This is a genomic window from Bacteroides helcogenes P 36-108, from assembly GCF_000186225.1.
Classification (GTDB): Bacteria; Bacteroidota; Bacteroidia; order Bacteroidales; family Bacteroidaceae; genus Bacteroides; species Bacteroides helcogenes.
In genome coordinates this window covers 181,904-200,382 of sequence record NC_014933.1, presented here as the reverse complement: position 1 = coordinate 200,382, position 18,479 = coordinate 181,904, and the positions used below count along the sequence as shown (strand labels likewise).

General features: G+C 43.3%; 14 protein-coding genes and 1 rRNA gene. 12 read left to right on the top strand and 3 right to left on the bottom strand.

Translation table 11 applies throughout. The features are described from left to right. Positions 1-44: 44 nt before the first annotated feature. Positions 45-155: ribosomal RNA gene (gene rrf, locus BACHE_RS00695) — 5S ribosomal RNA — on the top strand. Positions 156-342: 187 nt separating this feature from the next. Here rrf and BACHE_RS00690 read toward each other — a convergent pair. After that, a complete protein-coding gene (locus BACHE_RS00690; protein WP_041579080.1) occupies positions 343-1,398 on the bottom strand; it encodes a porin in 1,056 nt (351 codons plus the stop codon). Between the two features lie 191 nt (positions 1,399-1,589). Here BACHE_RS00690 and mnmA point away from each other — a divergent pair, with 191 nt between their 5' ends. The 7 genes from mnmA to BACHE_RS00655 all read left to right on the top strand — a co-directional run bounded on the left by mnmA (position 1,590) and on the right by BACHE_RS00655 (position 8,752). Further along, entirely contained in the window at positions 1,590-2,663 is a 1,074-nt protein-coding gene (gene mnmA, locus BACHE_RS00685) for a tRNA 2-thiouridine(34) synthase MnmA (protein ID WP_013545805.1), read from the top strand. A gap of 47 nt (positions 2,664-2,710) precedes the next feature. Continuing rightward, positions 2,711-4,087: a S8 family peptidase gene (locus BACHE_RS00680; protein WP_013545804.1), complete on the top strand. Its 1,377-nt coding sequence runs from the start codon at positions 2,711-2,713 to the stop codon at positions 4,085-4,087. 42 nt (positions 4,088-4,129) lie between these two features. Next, the gene (xseA, locus tag BACHE_RS00675; RefSeq protein ID WP_013545803.1) at positions 4,130-5,365 is read left to right on the top strand and encodes an exodeoxyribonuclease VII large subunit; all 1,236 of its coding nucleotides are present in this window, start codon (positions 4,130-4,132) and stop codon (positions 5,363-5,365) included. A gap of 3 nt (positions 5,366-5,368) precedes the next feature. Further along, positions 5,369-5,581: an exodeoxyribonuclease VII small subunit gene (gene xseB, locus BACHE_RS00670; RefSeq protein ID WP_013545802.1), complete on the top strand. Its 213-nt coding sequence runs from the start codon at positions 5,369-5,371 to the stop codon at positions 5,579-5,581. A gap of 52 nt (positions 5,582-5,633) precedes the next feature. Next, positions 5,634-6,650, top strand: a complete 1,017-nt coding sequence (locus tag BACHE_RS00665) for a branched-chain amino acid aminotransferase (protein WP_013545801.1) — start codon at positions 5,634-5,636, stop codon at positions 6,648-6,650. 103 nt (positions 6,651-6,753) lie between these two features. Then, on the top strand, positions 6,754-7,512 hold the full coding sequence (gene trmB / locus BACHE_RS00660) for a tRNA (guanosine(46)-N7)-methyltransferase TrmB (RefSeq protein WP_013545800.1): 759 nt from the start codon (positions 6,754-6,756) through the stop codon (positions 7,510-7,512). A gap of 139 nt (positions 7,513-7,651) precedes the next feature. Next, the gene (locus BACHE_RS00655) at positions 7,652-8,752 is read left to right on the top strand and encodes an Mrp/NBP35 family ATP-binding protein (protein ID WP_013545799.1); all 1,101 of its coding nucleotides are present in this window, start codon (positions 7,652-7,654) and stop codon (positions 8,750-8,752) included. Positions 8,753-8,825: 73 nt separating this feature from the next. On the opposite strand, the gene BACHE_RS00650 is transcribed toward BACHE_RS00655, so the two are convergent. Continuing rightward, positions 8,826-10,451, bottom strand: a complete 1,626-nt coding sequence (locus BACHE_RS00650) for a M56 family metallopeptidase (protein WP_013545798.1) — start codon at positions 10,449-10,451, stop codon at positions 8,826-8,828. A gap of 16 nt (positions 10,452-10,467) precedes the next feature. After that, the gene (locus tag BACHE_RS00645) at positions 10,468-10,833 is read right to left on the bottom strand and encodes a BlaI/MecI/CopY family transcriptional regulator (RefSeq protein WP_013545797.1); all 366 of its coding nucleotides are present in this window, start codon (positions 10,831-10,833) and stop codon (positions 10,468-10,470) included. Between the two features lie 289 nt (positions 10,834-11,122). Between BACHE_RS00645 and BACHE_RS00640 the strand changes: the two genes are divergently transcribed. The 4 genes from BACHE_RS00640 (at position 11,123) to BACHE_RS00625 (ending at position 18,248) form a co-directional block, all read left to right on the top strand. Beyond that, positions 11,123-11,653, top strand: a complete 531-nt coding sequence (locus BACHE_RS00640) for an RNA polymerase sigma factor (RefSeq protein ID WP_013545796.1) — start codon at positions 11,123-11,125, stop codon at positions 11,651-11,653. Between the two features lie 74 nt (positions 11,654-11,727). Further along, a complete protein-coding gene (locus tag BACHE_RS00635) occupies positions 11,728-12,912 on the top strand; it encodes a FecR family protein (RefSeq protein WP_013545795.1) in 1,185 nt (394 codons plus the stop codon). Between the two features lie 173 nt (positions 12,913-13,085). After that, the gene (locus BACHE_RS00630) at positions 13,086-16,394 is read left to right on the top strand and encodes a TonB-dependent receptor (protein ID WP_013545794.1); all 3,309 of its coding nucleotides are present in this window, start codon (positions 13,086-13,088) and stop codon (positions 16,392-16,394) included. A gap of 15 nt (positions 16,395-16,409) precedes the next feature. Further along, entirely contained in the window at positions 16,410-18,248 is a 1,839-nt protein-coding gene (locus BACHE_RS00625) for a RagB/SusD family nutrient uptake outer membrane protein (protein ID WP_013545793.1), read from the top strand. Positions 18,249-18,479 lie beyond the last annotated feature (231 nt).

Sequence of the window (18,479 nt, the reverse complement as noted above, 5' to 3'; positions counted from 1 at the left end):
ATTAATTACGCATGACTTTACTTTTTGCATCATGTCTGCCTTATTCAGGTGACTACAGCACCGGGGTTCCACCTCTTCCCATTCCGAACAGAGAAGTTAAGCCCGGTCACGCCGATGGTACTGCGTAACAGTGGGAGAGTAGGTAGTCGCCGTTTTAGAGAAGCCCCCGTATTCCGGAAAGAATGCGGGGGCTTTATTTGTTTATGGAAAGGCAGGAGAAGAATTCTTCAGGCTGCCAGTCTTTTCTCATCCCTTACTTTTTTCATTTCCACAGATTCTTCTTATTATATTTGTTATCCTCTTGTTATCTTTATGGCACAAAAAAAGGATAAATGATCTGTTTTAGAAACGGATCATTAATTCTAATACAATTTTGTCTTGTTCTGATTCTTTGGCTATACTGTTTTGGGCATAGAAATATTTCTCGTAATTTAACCGTAAGTCAGTGTGAAAAGCTTTACTTAGGCTGAAAGTGATGCCTCCCGTCAGACGTTGGCGTTTATAGTCAGTGATGGTTAGTTTGCCTGTTTCATTATCGGTGGTCTTGGCATCACTTTGGTCGGTCATCATGTCATAGCGTAGCAGGAAAGACATTTTGTTGAATAATTTACGGAGTGGTAGGTCGTAATTGATGAAAGTATTTACAGCTTGAACATCTCCGAATGCATTGTCGCAATATCGTTTATATAAATACTCTCCTTCGATATGAAAACGATTGAATTCATAATACACACCGGCATCATAAGACTGCATGCGCACTTCTTCAGGCTGAATACTTTGTACGCTCAGTGTGAGATTTAATCCTTTAGTAAAAATGAATTGTGCTTTGGCGGAGTAGTTTATTTCTTTATGCCATACTTTTTGGTTAGTCAATCCCGAACCGTTATAAAATCCTCCTTCTATAATAATCGGCATATCTGTGGGTAAGGTGTATCCTAATGTGAGGCCTACGTCGCGTACATTTCCTACTTGCTTAGCGATAAATGAGCGATTGGCAAAATATTGTTGATGTGGTGATCTGTGGGCATCTATGGTGAACGGAACACGCATCTGGCCGGCGGTTACCGTAAGCCCTTTGGTCGGGAAAAGACGTGCATAAGCATCCAGCATTTTGATTTGCCCTTCATCAGAGAGATCGATTTCGGCTTTATAGGCAACAACAGGGAGTATATTTCCTGTTACACTGATACGTGCATTCCTTACTTCAAAACGTCCGGCCCCCATTGTTGTCTGGTATTCGTACTTGGAACGGATGGTTCCGTGCACTTCCGGCAGATAGTCTTGTGTTTCCATCTTTTCCTTCTCTATTTTTTTTCCATCTTCACTTCCTGAGTATTCTTGGGCATTTGCGGTCAATGATAGTAAAACGATGGACAGTATCAGTGTTCTCTTTTTCATAATTTGTTGTCGTTGATTAATTTTAGTCGCAAAGTTCGGACATAAGTGTTGTGTTTCCATGTCATATATATTTCATTTATGTTACTTTTTGAAAAAGATGCTTAATGTGAAGGCATGCTAAAAAGACATCTTTTTCTGTCTCTTCTCCCTGAAAACCTGTATTTTTGCAAAATAATGAATAATCTTCTAACATGAATGTATTTGAGAAACGGGTGTTGGTAGGTATGAGTGGTGGCATAGACAGCACCGCTACTTGCCTGATGCTGAAAGGGCAGGGCTATGAAATAGTAGGACTTACAATGTGGGTATGGGGTGATGAACCTGTTGAAGCCGGACAACTTGCCGATAGCATGGGCATCGAACATTATATTGTCGATGAACGTGAATCTTTTCGCCGGATAATCGTACAGAATTTTATTGATGAATATAGCGGAGGACGTACTCCGAATCCTTGTGTAATGTGCAATCCCTTGTTTAAGTTCCGCATATTGACTGAATGGGCGGATAAATTGTGCTGCAAGTATATTGCTACCGGACACTATACTCGTTTGGAGGAAATAAATCATAAAATATATATCATAGCCGGAGATGATGACAAGAAGGACCAGTCTTATTTCCTCTGGAGGCTTGGGCAGGATGTGTTGAAGCGTTGCATTTTCCCTTTAGGAACTTATACAAAAATACAGGTGCGTGAATATTTGCGGGATAATGGATATACCGTCAAGGCAGAAGAAGGTGAAAGTATGGAGGTGTGTTTCATCAAAGGTGATTACCGGGATTTTCTGAAGGAGTATTCTCCTGAAATAGACAGTGAGATAGGGTCTGGGTGGTTTGTCAATTCAGAAGGTGTGAAGTTGGGTGAGCACAAAGGTTTTCCTTATTATACCATCGGGCAGCGGAAAGGACTTGAAATAGCTTTGGGAAAACCTGCTTACGTTTTGAAAATTAACCCGCAGAAGAATACGGTTATGTTAGGAGATGCTGAACAGTTGAAGACCAGATATATGCTGGCTGAACAGGAAAATTTGACAGATGAAGGGGAGTTCTTTGAAAGTGATGTACTCACAGTACGCATCAGGTATCGCAGTAAACCTATTCCTTGTACTGTGAAGCGTCTGGAAGACGGCCGTTTGCTGGTGCATTTTCTAATTGATGCGTCAGCTATTGCACCGGGACAATCTGCCGTTTTCTATATCGACAAAAGAGTGGTAGGTGGGGCATTTATAGCCTCTCAGAGAGGGATTGGAATGTATCTGGAGAATTGAAATTTAAACAAATAGATGACTGAAGTTAATTAAAAACAGGGAAATTAATGATGAAGAAATTAATAGTTTTTGTGGGTTTGGTATTGTTGACGGTAAGCGCGTCTGCACAACGGGATACGCTGAAGTTTCGGATAAGTCTTACTGATAAAGCTGCCACCACTTATTCCATCGATCGTCCGGAGGCATTCTTGTCTGATAAAGCGATTGCACGCCGCCGGAAACAGAACTTGCCGATAGATTCGACCGATTTGCCGGTATGCCGTAAATATATTGATGCAATTCGTGGTCAAGGAGTTCGTATTGTAGCAACCGGAAAATGGGAGAACTTTGTTACGGTATCTTGTAATGATTCTGCATTGATAGCCCGTATTGCAGCAATGCCCTTTGTGCGTGCAACAGAGAAGGTATGGACGGCTCCTCATACAAATCAGCCGGATTTTTCAACAGAAAGAGATTCTCTGATAAATACACCGGTTGTGCATCCGGATAGCATTTATGGTCTTGCTGTCAGTCAAATACAGCTCAGTAATGGTGATAAGCTGCATAGTGCCGGTTTTAGAGGACAAGGAATGACGATTGCAGTGATTGATGCAGGTTTTCATAATGCTGACAAGATTAGTGCCATGAGTAACATCTGTATTTTGGGGACAAAAGACTTTGTGAATCCGCAGGCTGATATTTTTGCGGAAAGCAGTCACGGTATGATGGTACTTTCCTGCATCGGTATGAATCAGCCCGGTATAATGACCGGTACAGCTCCAGAAGCTTCTTTCTGGCTACTTCGTAGTGAAGACGAGTATTCGGAGCATTTGGTAGAACAGGATTATTGGGCTGCCGCGGTCGAATTTGCTGATAGTGCGGGTGTGGATGTGCTTAATACTTCATTGGGATATTATTCTTTCGATGATAAATCCAAAGATTATAAATATCGTGATTTGGACGGATCTCATGCTTTGATGTCACGTCAGGCGTCACGCATAGCAGATAAAGGTATGATACTTGTTTGCAGTGCGGGCAATTCGGGAATGGGTTCATGGAAGAAGATTACGCCTCCGGGAGATGCCGAGAATGTTATAACTGTGGGGGCTGTTGATAAAAATGCGCTGTTGGCTCCTTTCTCATCCATAGGCAATACGTCGGATGGCCGGATAAAGCCTGATGTCGTGGCGGTCGGTTTGGGCTCTGACGTGATGGGGACGAATGGTAATCAAGGAAAGGCGAACGGAACCTCATTTTCTTCACCTATCATGTGTGGCATGGTAGCTTGTCTGTGGCAGGCATGCCCTAAGCTGACGGCAAAGGAGGTGATAGGACTTGTGCGGCGCTTTGGTGACCGTACGAATTATCCCGATAATATCTACGGCTATGGCATTCCTGATATGTGGAAGGCGTATCAAGATTATCAGAACGGACAAAGCAAATAACGGAAACTCCTTTTATATAGCAATAACTATCTGAAGAATGATATGGATGCTCTCTCTTTATACGACCTGAATGCTTTGGTTCGTCATAGCATAGAACAATGCTTGCCTGATGAGTTTTGGGTACAGGCGGAACTTAGTGATGTACGCACCAACAGTACGGGGCATTGCTATTTGGAATTTGTGCAGAAAGACCTCCGTAGCAATAATTTGATAGCTAAGGCCCGTGGCACTGTTTGGGCAAATGTGTTCCGCTTGCTGAAACCTTATTTTGAAGAAACTACGGGGCAGGCTTTTGTCGCAGGTATCAAAGTATTGGTGCAGGTTACGGTCAACTTCCATGAACTGTATGGATACAGTCTTGTCGTCCAGGATATTGATCCCACTTATACATTGGGAGACATGGCACGCCGCCGCAAGGAAATATTGAAGCAACTTGAAGAAGAAGGAGTGCTTACGCTTAATAAAGAGTTGGAGATTCCCCGTTTGCCACAGCATATTGCAATTATTTCTTCGCCCACGGCTGCCGGATATGGCGATTTTTGCCATCAATTGCAGAACAATCCGCGGGGGTTCTATTTTTATACAGAATTATTTCCGGCCTTGATGCAGGGTGAACGTGTGGAAGAATCTGTTTTGGCTGCCCTTGACAATATAAATGCTCGTTTGTCAGAGTTTGATGTCGTTGTCATCATCCGTGGTGGAGGGGCGACTTCCGATCTTTCAGGTTTTGATACCTATTTACTTGCAGCCGCTTGTGCGCAATTTCCGTTGCCGATTATCACCGGTATAGGTCATGAAAGAGATGATACTGTGATTGATTCTGTGGCACATACCCGTGTGAAGACTCCTACGGCCGCCGCCGGCTTTCTGACGGAATGCATGAATAACGCTGCGGATGAACTGGATCTGCTTGCTGGTCGTCTGCAAGAGGGTGTCAGGAATTTGTTGATGCATGAACGGCATAAATTGTTTGCATATAAGAATAGTATTCCTTCCGCCGCTTATCGCCGCATATCGGAAGCCAAATTGGCTTTGCTTACCGCGCATAGAGATATAGAGCAAACTGTGACTTCTTTTTTATCCCGCCATCACCATCGTTTGGAGCTATTGCAGCAGCGATTGGCGGATGCTTCGCCCGAAAAACAACTTGCCCGCGGTTACAGCATTACTTTGAAGGATGGCAAGGTTGTGAAAAATGCGAAACTGCTGCGGACAGATGATGAGATTGTGACCCGTCTTTATGAAGGAGAATTAACCTCAATTGTAAATCATAGATGAAATATGGTAACAAAGAAAAAAGAAACATACTCCCAAGCCATGGCTCGACTGGAAAAAATCGTCAGCCAGATAGACAATAATGAATTGGAGATAGATGTGCTTGCTGAAAAAATTAAGGAAGCAAACGAGATTATAGCGTTTTGCAGTGATAAATTGATCAGTGCCGATCGGGAAATAGAAAAATTACTGTCGGAGAGGAAGGAATGTGAAGAATAAAAGCTATTTTTGTTGCAAAATGTATTAATAAGGTAACTAAATACTTTGAGATATGAAAGAATTGGATTGGGCTAATCTGCCATTCGGATATATGAAGACAGATTACAATGTGAGAGTTTACTATCGTAACGAGCAGTGGGGCGAGTTGGAAGTTTGCAGTGAGGAGACTATCCCCATGCACATGGCCGCTACTTGTTTGCATTATGGGCAGGAAGCATTTGAAGGTTTGAAAGCTTTCCGTGGCAAAGATGGCAAGGTCCGCATTTTCCGTCTGGAAGAGAATGCAGCCCGTTTGCAGTCCACCTGCCGTGGCATTTTGATGCCCGAACTCCCTACTGAACGCTTCAAAGAAGCGATTCTGAAAGTGGTGAAGCTGAATGAGCGTTTCATTCCGCCCTATGAGTCGGGTGCTTCCCTGTACATTCGTCCGTTGTTGGTGGGAACCGGTGCGCAAGTGGGGGTGCATCCTGCCAATGAATATCTGTTTGTAGTATTTGTCACGCCGGTAGGCCCGTACTTCAAAGGTGGCTTTTCTACCAATCCGTATGTTATCATCCGTGAGTTTGATCGCTCTGCTCCGCTTGGTACGGGAATATATAAGGTAGGTGGCAATTATGCCGCCAGCTTGCGCGCCAACAAGAAAGCGCATGATTTGGGCTATGCCTGTGAATTCTATTTGGATGCCAAAGAAAAGAAATATATTGATGAATGTGGTGCTGCCAACTTCTTTGGGATCAAAGACAATACTTATATCACTCCGAAATCTACTTCCATTCTCCCGTCTATTACCAACAAGAGCCTGATGCAGTTGGCCGAAGATATGGGGATGAAGGTAGAACGCCGTCCGGTTCCTGAAGAAGAACTTTCTACTTTTGAAGAAGCCGGTGCTTGCGGCACGGCGGCTGTCATCAGTCCTATCGAACGCATCGATGATGTGGAAAACGGTAAGTCTTACGTCATCGCCAAGGATGGCAAACCGGGACCTGTATGCACTGAACTTTATAATAAGTTGCGCGGCATCCAGTATGGTGATGAGCCGGATATTCATGGTTGGGTTACAATTTTGTAGAAGTGTCCCGCAAAGATAAGACAAAGACCCGCAAGCGAAATGCGGGTCTTTTTTTTCTCTTTCACGGGATATTCCCTACCTTTGTCGGGCAAAAAAGAAAATTATGGGAAAAGGAAAACTGGAAAAATTTGCTGACATGCGTGATTATCCGCACGTGTTTGAGTACCCTTATTCGGTGATTGATGATGTTCCATTTGAAATGAAAGGGAATTGGAATCGAAACTTTTTCAAGAACAATCACCCGATAGTGCTTGAACTGGGATGCGGACGTGGTGAGTACACGGTGGGCCTGGGTAAGCTGTTTCCTGAAAAAAACTTTATAGGTGTGGATATCAAAGGGGCCCGTATGTGGTCGGGTGCTACGGAGTCTTTGCGGGAAGGCATGAAAAATGTGGCTTTTCTGCGTACGAACATTGAAATTATAGACCGCTTCTTTGAACAGGACGAAGTGAGTGAGATATGGCTTACTTTCTCTGATCCGCAAATGAAGAAGGCAACCAAGCGGCTGACTTCTACTTTCTTTATGGAGCGTTATCGCAGATTTCTGAAGCCCGACGGGATTATCCATCTCAAGACGGACAGCAACTTTATGTTTACTTACACTAAATACATGGTGGAGAAGAACAATTTGCCCGTCGACGTGATGACCGAAGATTTGTACCATACAGGATTGGCTGACGAAATTCTCAGTATCAAGACTTATTATGAACAACAATGGTTGGACCGTGGTTTGAATATCAAGTACATCAAGTTCCGTCTTTCGCAAACAGGCGAGTTACTGGAGCCTGATGTAGAAATAGAATTGGACGAATACAGAAGCTATAACCGTAGTAAGCGCAGTAGCTTGCAAACCGGTAAATGATTGATTTATCATTCGATGGGTATTGATGCGATGATAATCCTATATTGCATTATCGCATCATCTGTATTTATTCTTGCACAAAGCGCAATAGAGCCGTAGCTTCTGCTATCATTAAAACTATTATACTAAAAAAAATATTATGACTTTATATCCGAAACTGATTCTTGATGCGCTGGCAACAGTGCGTTATCCGGGTACTGGAAAAAACCTTGTAGAAGGGGGAATGGTAGCCGACAATCTGCGTATCGACGGGATGAAAGTCAGCTTTTCGCTGATATTCGAGAAACCGACCGATCCGTTTATGAAATCAATGGTGAAAGCCGCTGAAACGGCAATACAGACCTATGTATCTCCTGAGGTAGAAGCCGTGATTTCCACCGAGAGCCGTCAGGTTGCCCGTCCTGAAGTGGGCAAGCTGTTGCCTCAGGTAAAGAATGTGGTTGCCGTTTCTTCTGGCAAGGGGGGAGTGGGAAAATCCACCGTAGCGGCTAATCTTGCTGTATCGTTGGCCAAGCTGGGCTATAAAGTCGGTTTGCTGGATGCTGATATCTTCGGCCCTTCCGTTCCCAAAATGTTTAAAGTGGAAGATGCGAAACCTTATGCCGAAAACATAGGTGGGAGAGATTTGATTATCCCGGTAGAGAAATACGGCATAAAGCTGCTTTCCATCGGTTTCTTTGTAAATCCCGAACAGGCCACCCTGTGGCGCGGGGGTATGGCGAGCAATGCCTTGAAACAACTGGTGGGTGATGCCGACTGGGGAGAACTGGATTATTTCATTCTTGATACTCCTCCTGGAACGAGCGATATCCACTTGACATTGCTGCAAACGCTCGCCATCACCGGTACGGTGATAGTCAGCACTCCGCAGCAAGTGGCGCTTGCCGATGCACGGAAGGGGGTGGACATGTACACCAATGATAAGGTGAACGTACCCATCCTTGGATTGGTGGAAAACATGGCATGGTTTACGCCTGCCGAATTACCGGAGAACAGATATTATATTTTTGGAAAAGACGGCTGTAAGGAACTGGCCGAAGAGCTGAACGTGCCTTTATTGGGACAGATACCCGTAGTGCAAAGTATTTGCGAGAGTGGTGACAATGGCACTCCGGCTGCCCTCGATGAAAACTCCGTAACCGGTCGCGCCTTTTTGCAATTGGCTGCTGCCGTGGTTCGTCAGGTTGATAAGCGGAATATAGAAATGACACCGACAAAGATTGTGGCAGTACATAAATAATCTATCTTGAAAAGGAGTTGCATCAAGGCAACTCCTTTTCTTTCTTTCTTTCATTTATTCATTCTGTCAAGGCCTATTGTACTCTGAACATGACAGGAATTGTGTATCTCACGTTTACGGGCATCCCTTTTTGTGTTCCCGGTTTCCATTTGGGCATAGAGCCTATTACTCTCAAAGCTTCAGCATCCAGCAGAGGATCTACTCCTTGGGCAACTTTGAGGTTGGTGATATTGCCTTCTTTGTCTATAATCATTTGCAAGAGTACCCTTCCTTGCTTACCTGCTTTTTGGGCTTCTGCAGGATACTTGGTGTTTTTGGAAAGGAATTGCATTAAGGCCGCTTGTCCTCCGGGGAATTCTGGATTTTTTTCTACTATTTCATAAACATCACCCTTGGCGCTTGTTGTGGCTGGCTTGGCAGGTTTTTGTAATCTGAACATGACAGGCACAATGTATCTCACCCGCACTGCTTTGCCGCGTTGTTTCCCCGGTTTCCACTTTGGCATTCCCGTTATCACGCGGATAGCTTCTTTGTCCAGATATGGGTTCACGCCGCGAGACAGCTTTACGTTGGATATACTTCCGTCTTTTTCCACTATGAACTGTACGTTGACCCTTCCTTGGGCTTTGGCATCTTGGGCTTCAGTGGGATATTTTATGTTTTTACTCAGATATTTCATCAGGCCATTTATGCCTCCGGTAAATTCCGGCATAACCTCTACTGCTTCAAAGACCACGTCTTCGGGAATCGTGTCTTTGGCGGCAATTGGTTGTTCCATCTTGAGGTCCACAGCCTTTATGACTTCCGTTGCTATCTGTTTGGTGGTGCGTGCCACGGCTTCGATATTGCTGACAATCATAAGTAAGGCTGCCAAAGGAAGGAACATCAGGTATTTTGCCCTTCCTATCTCTTTTGTTCTCTTTTTGTTCATCATCTTGATTCGTTTTTTTAATGGTAAAACATTGAAATTGTTATAGATAGTTGCTGCAGCCTTGTGATGTGATAATCCCAGCAGATGATACTGGTAGGTTTTGGAGTCATAGCCGTTTTCCAAAACGCGGGCATCGGCCATGTATTCCAGATTAGTGCGTACTTCTCGCTTCATGAGCCAGGCAAAAGGATTGAACCAGCATAGAATGCAAGTCAGCTCACTGATGACTACATCAATGGAATGCCATTGACGGGCATGTGTTAGCTCATGGGTCAATATTTCATTGAATTCTTGTTCCGTATGTGAAGTCGGATATATGAAGATCCAGTGAAAGAATGAAAAAGGGCCTTCCGCCTGCGGAAGTAAATATATGTAGGTGTCGTTGGCGCGCAAGGTACGGCAGTGGAACGCTAATCGGACTATGCTTGCCAATTGAGTAAAGAAGCGTATTCCCAAAAGTATGACTCCTCCCCAATAAACAATGCCTGCAAATGCTAAAATGCTGTCTTCCCGGTTGGGTGCGACCCGTGTGTTTATCGTGAATTCCGGCAGCACGATGTTGGCATATAGATCGGCCATTGCTACCATGGGCTCTTGTTCTGTAATCCAAGTTTGTATGTTCAATAACGGAATGGCTGCCGAGACGGCAAAGAAACAAAGTAATGCCGCTCTGCGCCATCCGAAGAACGTGTCTTTGTAGAAGAACAGCCGATAGAATGCGTAGAACAGTGCTATCGCTACATTTACTTTCAGAAAATAGGCTAACATATATATGGTGTATGGGTTATTGTTCCTTTCCTTTTTCTATCATATCTATGATGTCTTTCAAGTCATTGGCCGAGATTTTTTGTTCTTTGGCAAAGAATGAGACCATTTCCTTGTAAGAGTTTTCAAAGTAGTTGTGTACAAAGCCACTCATAAAGGTACGTTTATATTCACTTTCCTTGATCAGAGGGGTGTACAGATAGGTGTTACCTATGCGTTTTGCACGGACATATCGTTTACGCTCCAGATTTTTCACGATGGAGGCTACCGTTGTGTAGGGTGGTGTCGGCTTTGAGTACTTGGCGACGATGTCTTTTACGAAACAACCATCCAGTTCCCAAATGTAGAGCATTGCTTCTTCTTCTTGTATAGTTAACTTTTCCATGGATAAAATGTTTTAATGAATTCAATGCAAAACTACGATTCTTTCGTAAGACTGCAATATGCATTGAGTTAAATGGTGTGAATAAATGATTTTTTGATGTGTGAAGATGAATTCTGAAGGAAAAAGCAGAGGAATTTTACTAAGAATCTGAGAGAAGGTTTATTTTAATAACTTTGAGAAATGCAGATAATCATAAAAAACATTACAGATATTGCATTTTAATAATATATTTCAGTAACTTTGTTCAAAAATATGCATATAAATGGTAATTTGCAATAAATAGGAACAGATGCATCGGCAAAATAATATAACTGATATGGATGAGCGTTCTTTCAGGCGTTTTGTCGAATTATATTCCAGCGATCTGTTGTATTACGCACGTTATCTGGTCCATTCCAAAGAGGCGGCGGAGGAAATAGTGAGCGATGTATTCTTTGAGGTTTGGCAAATCAGAGGGAAACTGACCAAGATAAAAAAAGAAAAAGCCTGGTTGCTTACTATCACCCATAATAAAGCGATCTCCTATTTGCGTAAGAATATTCTTCCTGCTTCCTCCGTTTCGTGGGATGAATTGGGAGATCACACTATTCCCACTGATTTGCAGACACCTGATGAATATTTGATTAGTCAAGAAGAAATGATTCGGATTAATGATGCCATTAATGGTCTGCCTCCCCGATGCAAACAAGTTTTTGTATTGGCAAAGATAGAAAAACTCCCCTATAAAGAAATAGCCGATATTTTGAATATTTCGGTAAAGACCATCAATATTCACATAGCCAAAGCCTTAGAGCTTATTTCTTCGGCTTTGAAAAAATAAATCTTCCCCAAATCCATTTTAGGGATAGGAGATTTGAAAAAACACTGCGTCATATAAATAACACTGTCATACAGATGAAAGATAAAAAGAAAGAAGAGAGCGATAAGTACGAATGGTTGGCATCCATTTTGGATGACCGTTCTGCTTTTTCCGGTGGAGAAACCTCCCGGCCGGAAGAAGAATTGCAAAAGTTGATTTTCTTATGGAATGATTGTGAACCTTCCCGGATGGATACGGACGAAGTGTGGAACAAGACACTTCAGAAAATAAAAGAGGAAGAAAGCAGACAAAAGTTCGGCGTCAAAACACGCCTTTCCTTCAATCTGTATGCTGGATTGGTTGCGGCATCCATAGCTCTCTTGCTGGGTCTTTTCTATTTCTTCAATCATGGAGGAAGGGAAATTGAAGATGAAAAGATGAAAATGGAACAATTCTTACTTGCCAACAAAACCGCTGAGAATGTGAAAGAAGTTACTTTGGTCGTTTCAGATAAAAAGAAGGTAGAGATAGCTAACAATGCCAAGGTAGCTTATACGCAGAACGGGCAGGTACAAGTAAACTCAGCCAAACTGGACGAGGCGGTTGTTGCCGAAGAAGCAGAAAAGGAAGAAGGGGCTGGAGAGTACAACCAAATAATAGTTCCGAAAGGACGTCGCTCTATGATTGTGCTTGCTGACAATAGCCGGATATGGATAAACTCTGACAGTAAGGTAATTTATCCGCGTACCTTCAAGGGTAAGAAAAGGCAAATTTTTGTAGAAGGTGAAGTCTATCTGAAGGTGGCGCGCGATGAGAAGAAACCTTTTGTGGTTGGTACTTCTGCCTTTGAAGTAGAAGTGCTGGGTACATCTTTCAATGTAGCTGCTCGTAAAGGCAGTACGCATGCAGATGTGGTTTTGGTCGAGGGAGTTGTTGATGTAAAGGATCATCAGGAAAAACATATAAAGATGCAGCCCAATGAACGGGTGGAGTTGAATCAGGCAGGCATTTCGAAGAAAGAGAAAGTAAATGCGCTTGATTATATTCATTGGGTGGATGGCGTATGGGTGCTGAACGGGAAACCTTTGAAAGAGGTACTTCAGTATCTTACGGAATATTACGGGCAGTTGATAGTTTGCCATCCTTCCATAACGGATATTCCTTTCTTTGGAAAACTTTATTTGAACGAAGAATTGGATGCGGTGCTGGAATCGATTAGACAGACCTTGCCGTTGGCATTCGCTTCTCGAAAAGATGCGGTTTATATAGACAGCATTTAAAGAAAAACATATTGTTAACCTTAAAATTGTAAGAAAATGAAGCAACAGAAAAAGCAAACGTAAAACAACCTTTCAAAAGAGAAAAAACAGTCGGACATTACTCGCGATATTGTCCGACTGGAATTGATTTCAATAAATTCATTTTATTTAGTAACCAAAATCATTACGAAAGTATGAAAAAAAAGATGACTATTGGATGGATAAATGGCTGTTTTATGCCTATTTATCTATTATTAGGTGTTTTTTTAGCAATGGAGGGAAGTTTGTTCCCCCTTCATGCCGCAGACTACCGCGGTTCAGAGAATGAACAAAGAGTGGCAATAACACAGACAGTGAAGCAGGTGCTTGGCTACATCGAACGTAACAGTAATTATGTCGTTCTGTACTCCAACAATGTTTTGTCGGAATTAGAAAAAAAAGTTTCCGTTAACACGAACGGGAAAGCGGTAAAGGAGATTCTGAATGAACTCTCTTCTGCAACGAATCTGGAGTATAAAATCAATGCCCGTCAGATTACAGTGGCAAAAAAAGCTCCGATTGCTGTTCCTCAGCCTCAACAAAATGCTATCATCAAAGTAACAGGCCAGGTTGTTGACGAAAATGGGGAAACAATTCCCGGCGCTAATGTTGTTGTAAAAGGCAATGCCGGAATTGGGGCAGTGACCGATTTGGACGGTAAATTCACGCTGGACGTTCCTCAAGGTTCTGCATTGGTAGTATCTTTTATCGGATATGTATCACAAGAACATGTCGTGAAAGCAGGAGAAAAATTGATAGTGAAGCTACTTCCTGACGCTCAAGCACTGGATGAAGTTGTTGTTGTGGGCTATGGCGTGCAGAAGAAGGAAAGCTTGACGGGTGCGATGCAGACTGTAAGTAGCGGAAAACTGAAAGACATCACTACTCCTTCTGTAGAAAATATGCTGAATGGTAAGGTAGCAGGTGTATATGTTGCTCCGGGTTCAGGTCAGCCGGGTGCTTCGGGCGCAGTAGTCATCCGCGGACAAGTAACTCTGAATGGTACAACTTCTCCGTTGTGGGTTATCGACGGTGTGATTGTAGGTTCGGATGCCGGACAGTTGAATCCGAATGACATCGAGACTATGACCATCCTGAAAGATGCTTCTTCTACCGCTATCTACGGTTCGGAAGGTGCCAATGGTGTAATTGTTGTCACTACCAAGAGTGGCAAGACCGACAAGATGAGCGTCAATATTTCCGCCAAAATGGGTATCAGTAGCCTGAACAACGGTAAGCTGGAGATGATGAACGGTGCGGAGCTTTATGACTTGTACAGTAACTTCTCCAATTCAGGTGACATCAGCTTCCCGCGTTGGAGTTCTGATTTGCGTAACAGTAATTTCAGTTGGTGGGATTTAGCTACCAAGACAGGCTTTACACAAGACTATAATGTATCTTTGCAGGGCGGAAACGAGAAACTGAATTCTTTTGTTTCTGTCGGTGTATATGATGAAAAGGGTGCAGTCAAGGGATATGACTATACGCGCTATAATTTCCGTGCGAAGACCGCTTATAAACCGTACAAGTGGTTGACGGTAAAGCCTTCATTGTCCGGCGCACGTCGTGACATCAACGATACGCAATACAGTGTAGGAGCCATGTATTCCATGTTCCCTTGGGACAGTCCTTACGATGAAAATGGTGGTTTAGTGCCACATCGTAATTCCGGTTGGGTAAACAATACGGCAACCAATTACTTGCTTGACCTTAGCTATGGCGATAAGTCCAGCTCCCGTTACTTGGAATTCATGGGTAATTTTGATTTTGACATCAAATTGACTGATTGGCTGACCTTCTCTTCTATAAATAGCTATAAGTACATTTCTTATGCAAGCGAGTCCTATACAGCCCCCCGTTCCAGTGGTGGTGAAAGTGTACAAGGACGCGTCACTGACTATAGATGGGAAGTAGCGCGTCGCTTTACCGATCAAATTTTGCGATTCAGCAAGAACTTTAACAAACACTCGGTGCAAGCATTGGCTGCACATGAGTTCAAGGACTATTGGAGCAAGACACTTGATGCTTATGGGACAGGTCTGATTTCAGGCTTTGAGGTATTGAATGCAACAGCATTGGCTGAAAAAGCCAAAGGTGGAATTTCCGAATGGGCAGTGGATTCTTACTTCTTAAAGGGGAATTACAGCTACGACAACAAGTATTTAGTAGAAGCTTCTTTGCGTCATGACGGTGCTTCTAACTTCGGAGACAATAATAAATGGGGTAATTTCTTTTCTATCAGTGCTGGTTGGAATGTCAATCGTGAAGAATGGTTCAAATGGGATTTTGTTAATAACTTGAAACTTCGTGTCTCTTATGGTACTGTTGGTAATCGCCCGGATGCTCTTTATCCGCAATATGACCTCTATTCTGTTTCTTCCAGCTATAGCTACGACGGTGTTCCTGGTGCCTTGATTAGCCAGATTGGAAACAAAGATCTGACTTGGGAAGAAACAAGGACTATCGGTGTAGGCTTGGACTTGTCCATGTGGGAAGAACGTTTCCGCTTCACTTTTGATTGGTACACAAAGAATACGGACAACATTCTGTATGCAGTGCCCGTTTCAGGTCTGACTGGTGTTACAAGCATTTACAGAAATGTAGGTAAGATGGAAAACAAAGGTTTTGAGTTCTCTATTGGCGGTGATATCATCCGTACCAAAGACTGGTTATGGAGTATTGATGGTAATTTGGGACACAATAAGAATCAACTGAAAGATCTTTATCAGACTCGTGCCGCTGATGGTACAACCAGTACTGCAAGATTGGTTATTGGTGATGGTTCCGGCATTGCAGGCAGTGCACAGCGGGTTTTGGAAGTAGGGACTCCTATCGATACGTATTGGATGCCGGAATGGGCTGGCGTAAATCCGGAAAATGGTGCACCGCAATGGTATGATGCCGATGGTAATAAGACCAGTGCATACGCGGATGCCGCTTACCGTAAGTGCGGTACTGCCAATCCTAAGATTTTTGGTGGATTTTCTACAGCCTTGAGATGGAAAGACATCGATTTCAATGCCGTATTTGGTTATTCATTGGGTGGACATATCTATAACTATTCTCGTCAGGAATATGATTCGGATGGTACGTATACTGACCGTAACCAGATGAAGTTGAAAGATGGTTGGACGCGTTGGGAGAAAGCGGGAGATATAGCAACTCATCCGGTAGCTTCTTACAATAACAAGAGTAATTCTAACAAGATGTCATCCCGCTACATTGAAAGCAATGACTTCTTGAAATTGCGTTCTGTCAGCATAGGTTATAACCTGAAGTTGCCCCAATATTACATTCAGAATATGCGTATCTTCTTTACGGGTGAGAACTTGCTGACATTCACGGGCTATTCAGGTGTTGACCCGGAACTTCCGGCAAGTGATGGCGCTGTAATGGGAACTACAGGACCTTCTGTTTATCCGTCTGTACGGAAATATATGTTTGGTATTAATCTCACATTCTAATAAGGAGACAGATATATGAAAAAAATAATTCTTATCATATTGGCGGTCGTATCGTTCACGGCTTGTGACATTGACCGCCTGCCTTACGGCTCTATGGCGGCAGAGGATGTTGCCTCAGATCCTAACTCTTCGCTTGAATCTTTGTTGAACGGCTGTTATGCACAGCTCAAACATTGGGCTGACCCCATGCACCGTTGTGGTGAATATGCCGGTGATAACATGATGATTCGTGGCTCATCTACCGATGCTTTCTATGAATTCATCTCATTCAGCCGCACGCCGCAGAATTACCGTTTGCAGAATTTCTGGGACTACAGCTATAAAGCCATTGCCCAGAGTTCCAATATCATCAATATGATAGACGAAGGACAAAGTGATGAGGTGGACAACAAATTGGGTGAATGCTACTATATCCGTGGCATGCTCTATTTCTACCTTTGCCGTGCTTACGGCCGTCCTTATGCGCAGAATCCTGAAACCAATCTTGGTGTGCCCATCGTAAACGGCACTCCTTCTGATATCAGTAATCTCAATCTGCCCGACCGTGCTACTGTAAAGCAAACTTATGCCCAAGCCATCACTGACTTGCGCAAGGCGGCAGATATGATGACTATAAACAATAGTGCAATCTTTGCATCGAAGGAAGCTGCGCAAGCCATGCTTTCACGTGTTTATTTGTATATGAGCGGCACATACGAGAATCCTAATACGAACTATGCGGATTCTGCAATTTACTTTGCTACGCAAGTCATCAATTCTGGTAAATACTCTTTGCTGTCCCGTTCGGACTTCATGAAGTACAACACATTTGTGCCGGAAGACAATAAAGAGACGATTTTTGCCATCAAACGTGTAGCGTCCGAATACTCCGGTTATGACCACTATTATGGTGTAGGCGGTATGTATGCCAACATTGGCGGCATGGGCTGGGGCGAAATGTACGCCAGTGCCAAATACATCGACTTGCTGAATGAGACAGGACGCAACGATTGGCGTGAAGATCATTATAAGATGGTGGATGCCCGTGCTGCTTTCATTGAGCCTACTTACGATGATGCCAAAACGGAAGTGTTCCGCTTCATCAAACCGACGCTGCCGTTGGAGGTGAATGTCTCTATGGATAAACTGACCGGATACAATTATGTACAAGCCAACTTCGTGGAAGAAAATGGCAAGTATTATGCGGTAGAAAAGAATGTGACGCAGTATAAGGTAAAGGCAGATGACGCTAACAAGTTGGAAGCCTTGAAGGATGCTGCGGGGAATACCGTTACCAAGGACAATAAGTATGAACTGGAAGTGGTAGATTTGGAACAGGGTCGTTTCAAGATACTTAATTACAATGTCGGTACAAACGTTACCAATGTACTTACTGACTTGACGGGTATTGAAGATTACTTCATTTCTTTGAACCGTGTTTATCCGCAGTTCTATATCACGAAGTGTTCTCGTGAAGGTGAGGATTCTCATTTGCATTCTCCCATCATCTCCCGTTTGAGCGAAATCTATCTGAACCGTGCTGAGGCTTATGCCAAGCAAGGTAAGTATGCGGAAGCGCTTGCTGACCTGAATCTGATTCGTAACCGTGCCATTGTAGGTGGTGGATATGCCTCTTTGGATGCAAGCAATGCCAAGACACGTATTGACAAGGAACGGCAGTTGGAGTTGGCCTATCAGGCAGAACGCAGTTACGATGTATTCCGCAATGGTGACCCATTGGTGCGCCGCTATCCCGGACCGCAAAGTCAGCTTGAAGACATTCCCGCTACAGATTATCGTGTTGTTTATTACATTCCGCAAGATGCAATAAATTCATATCCGGGAACATTGACGCAGAACCCGACGCACAACTAAAACCGCATTCTATCTAACTAATCTAAATCAATAAATGTAAGAGGACTTACTTGCTTTGTTTCATGGAAATATAGTGGGTAAGCCCTTTTTATGTAAAGTCGCCTCCTTTCTTACTTTCAATGGTCAAATACTGTGAAATTCAAGTGTTTTATTTAGATGGCATTATTTAAAATCCTTAGAATGTAATATCTTTGATGCGAAAATTTATGTAAATCAATCTCTAACCTGTAA

Excerpts from the sequence above, each read along its gene's own strand:
- xseB (WP_013545802.1), top strand. The coding sequence starts at position 5,369 with ATGGTAACAAAGAAAAAAGAAACATACTCCCAAGCCATGGCTCGACTG.
- trmB (WP_013545800.1), top strand. The coding sequence starts at position 6,754 with ATGGGAAAAGGAAAACTGGAAAAATTTGCTGACATGCGTGATTATCCG.
- BACHE_RS00630 (WP_013545794.1), top strand. The coding sequence starts at position 13,086 with ATGAAAAAAAAGATGACTATTGGATGGATAAATGGCTGTTTTATGCCT.
- BACHE_RS00635 (WP_013545795.1), top strand. The coding sequence starts at position 11,728 with ATGAAAGATAAAAAGAAAGAAGAGAGCGATAAGTACGAATGGTTGGCA.
- BACHE_RS00680 (WP_013545804.1), top strand. The coding sequence starts at position 2,711 with ATGATGAAGAAATTAATAGTTTTTGTGGGTTTGGTATTGTTGACGGTA.
- BACHE_RS00640 (WP_013545796.1), top strand. The coding sequence starts at position 11,123 with ATGCATCGGCAAAATAATATAACTGATATGGATGAGCGTTCTTTCAGG.
- BACHE_RS00655 (WP_013545799.1), top strand. The coding sequence starts at position 7,652 with ATGACTTTATATCCGAAACTGATTCTTGATGCGCTGGCAACAGTGCGT.
- BACHE_RS00625 (WP_013545793.1), top strand. The coding sequence starts at position 16,410 with ATGAAAAAAATAATTCTTATCATATTGGCGGTCGTATCGTTCACGGCT.
- BACHE_RS00665 (WP_013545801.1), top strand. The coding sequence starts at position 5,634 with ATGAAAGAATTGGATTGGGCTAATCTGCCATTCGGATATATGAAGACA.
- BACHE_RS00650 (WP_013545798.1), bottom strand. The coding sequence starts at position 10,451 with ATGTTAGCCTATTTTCTGAAAGTAAATGTAGCGATAGCACTGTTCTAC.
- BACHE_RS00690 (WP_041579080.1), bottom strand. The coding sequence starts at position 1,398 with ATGAAAAAGAGAACACTGATACTGTCCATCGTTTTACTATCATTGACC.
- mnmA (WP_013545805.1), top strand. The coding sequence starts at position 1,590 with ATGAATGTATTTGAGAAACGGGTGTTGGTAGGTATGAGTGGTGGCATA.
- BACHE_RS00645 (WP_013545797.1), bottom strand. The coding sequence starts at position 10,833 with ATGGAAAAGTTAACTATACAAGAAGAAGAAGCAATGCTCTACATTTGG.
- xseA (WP_013545803.1), top strand. The coding sequence starts at position 4,130 with ATGGATGCTCTCTCTTTATACGACCTGAATGCTTTGGTTCGTCATAGC.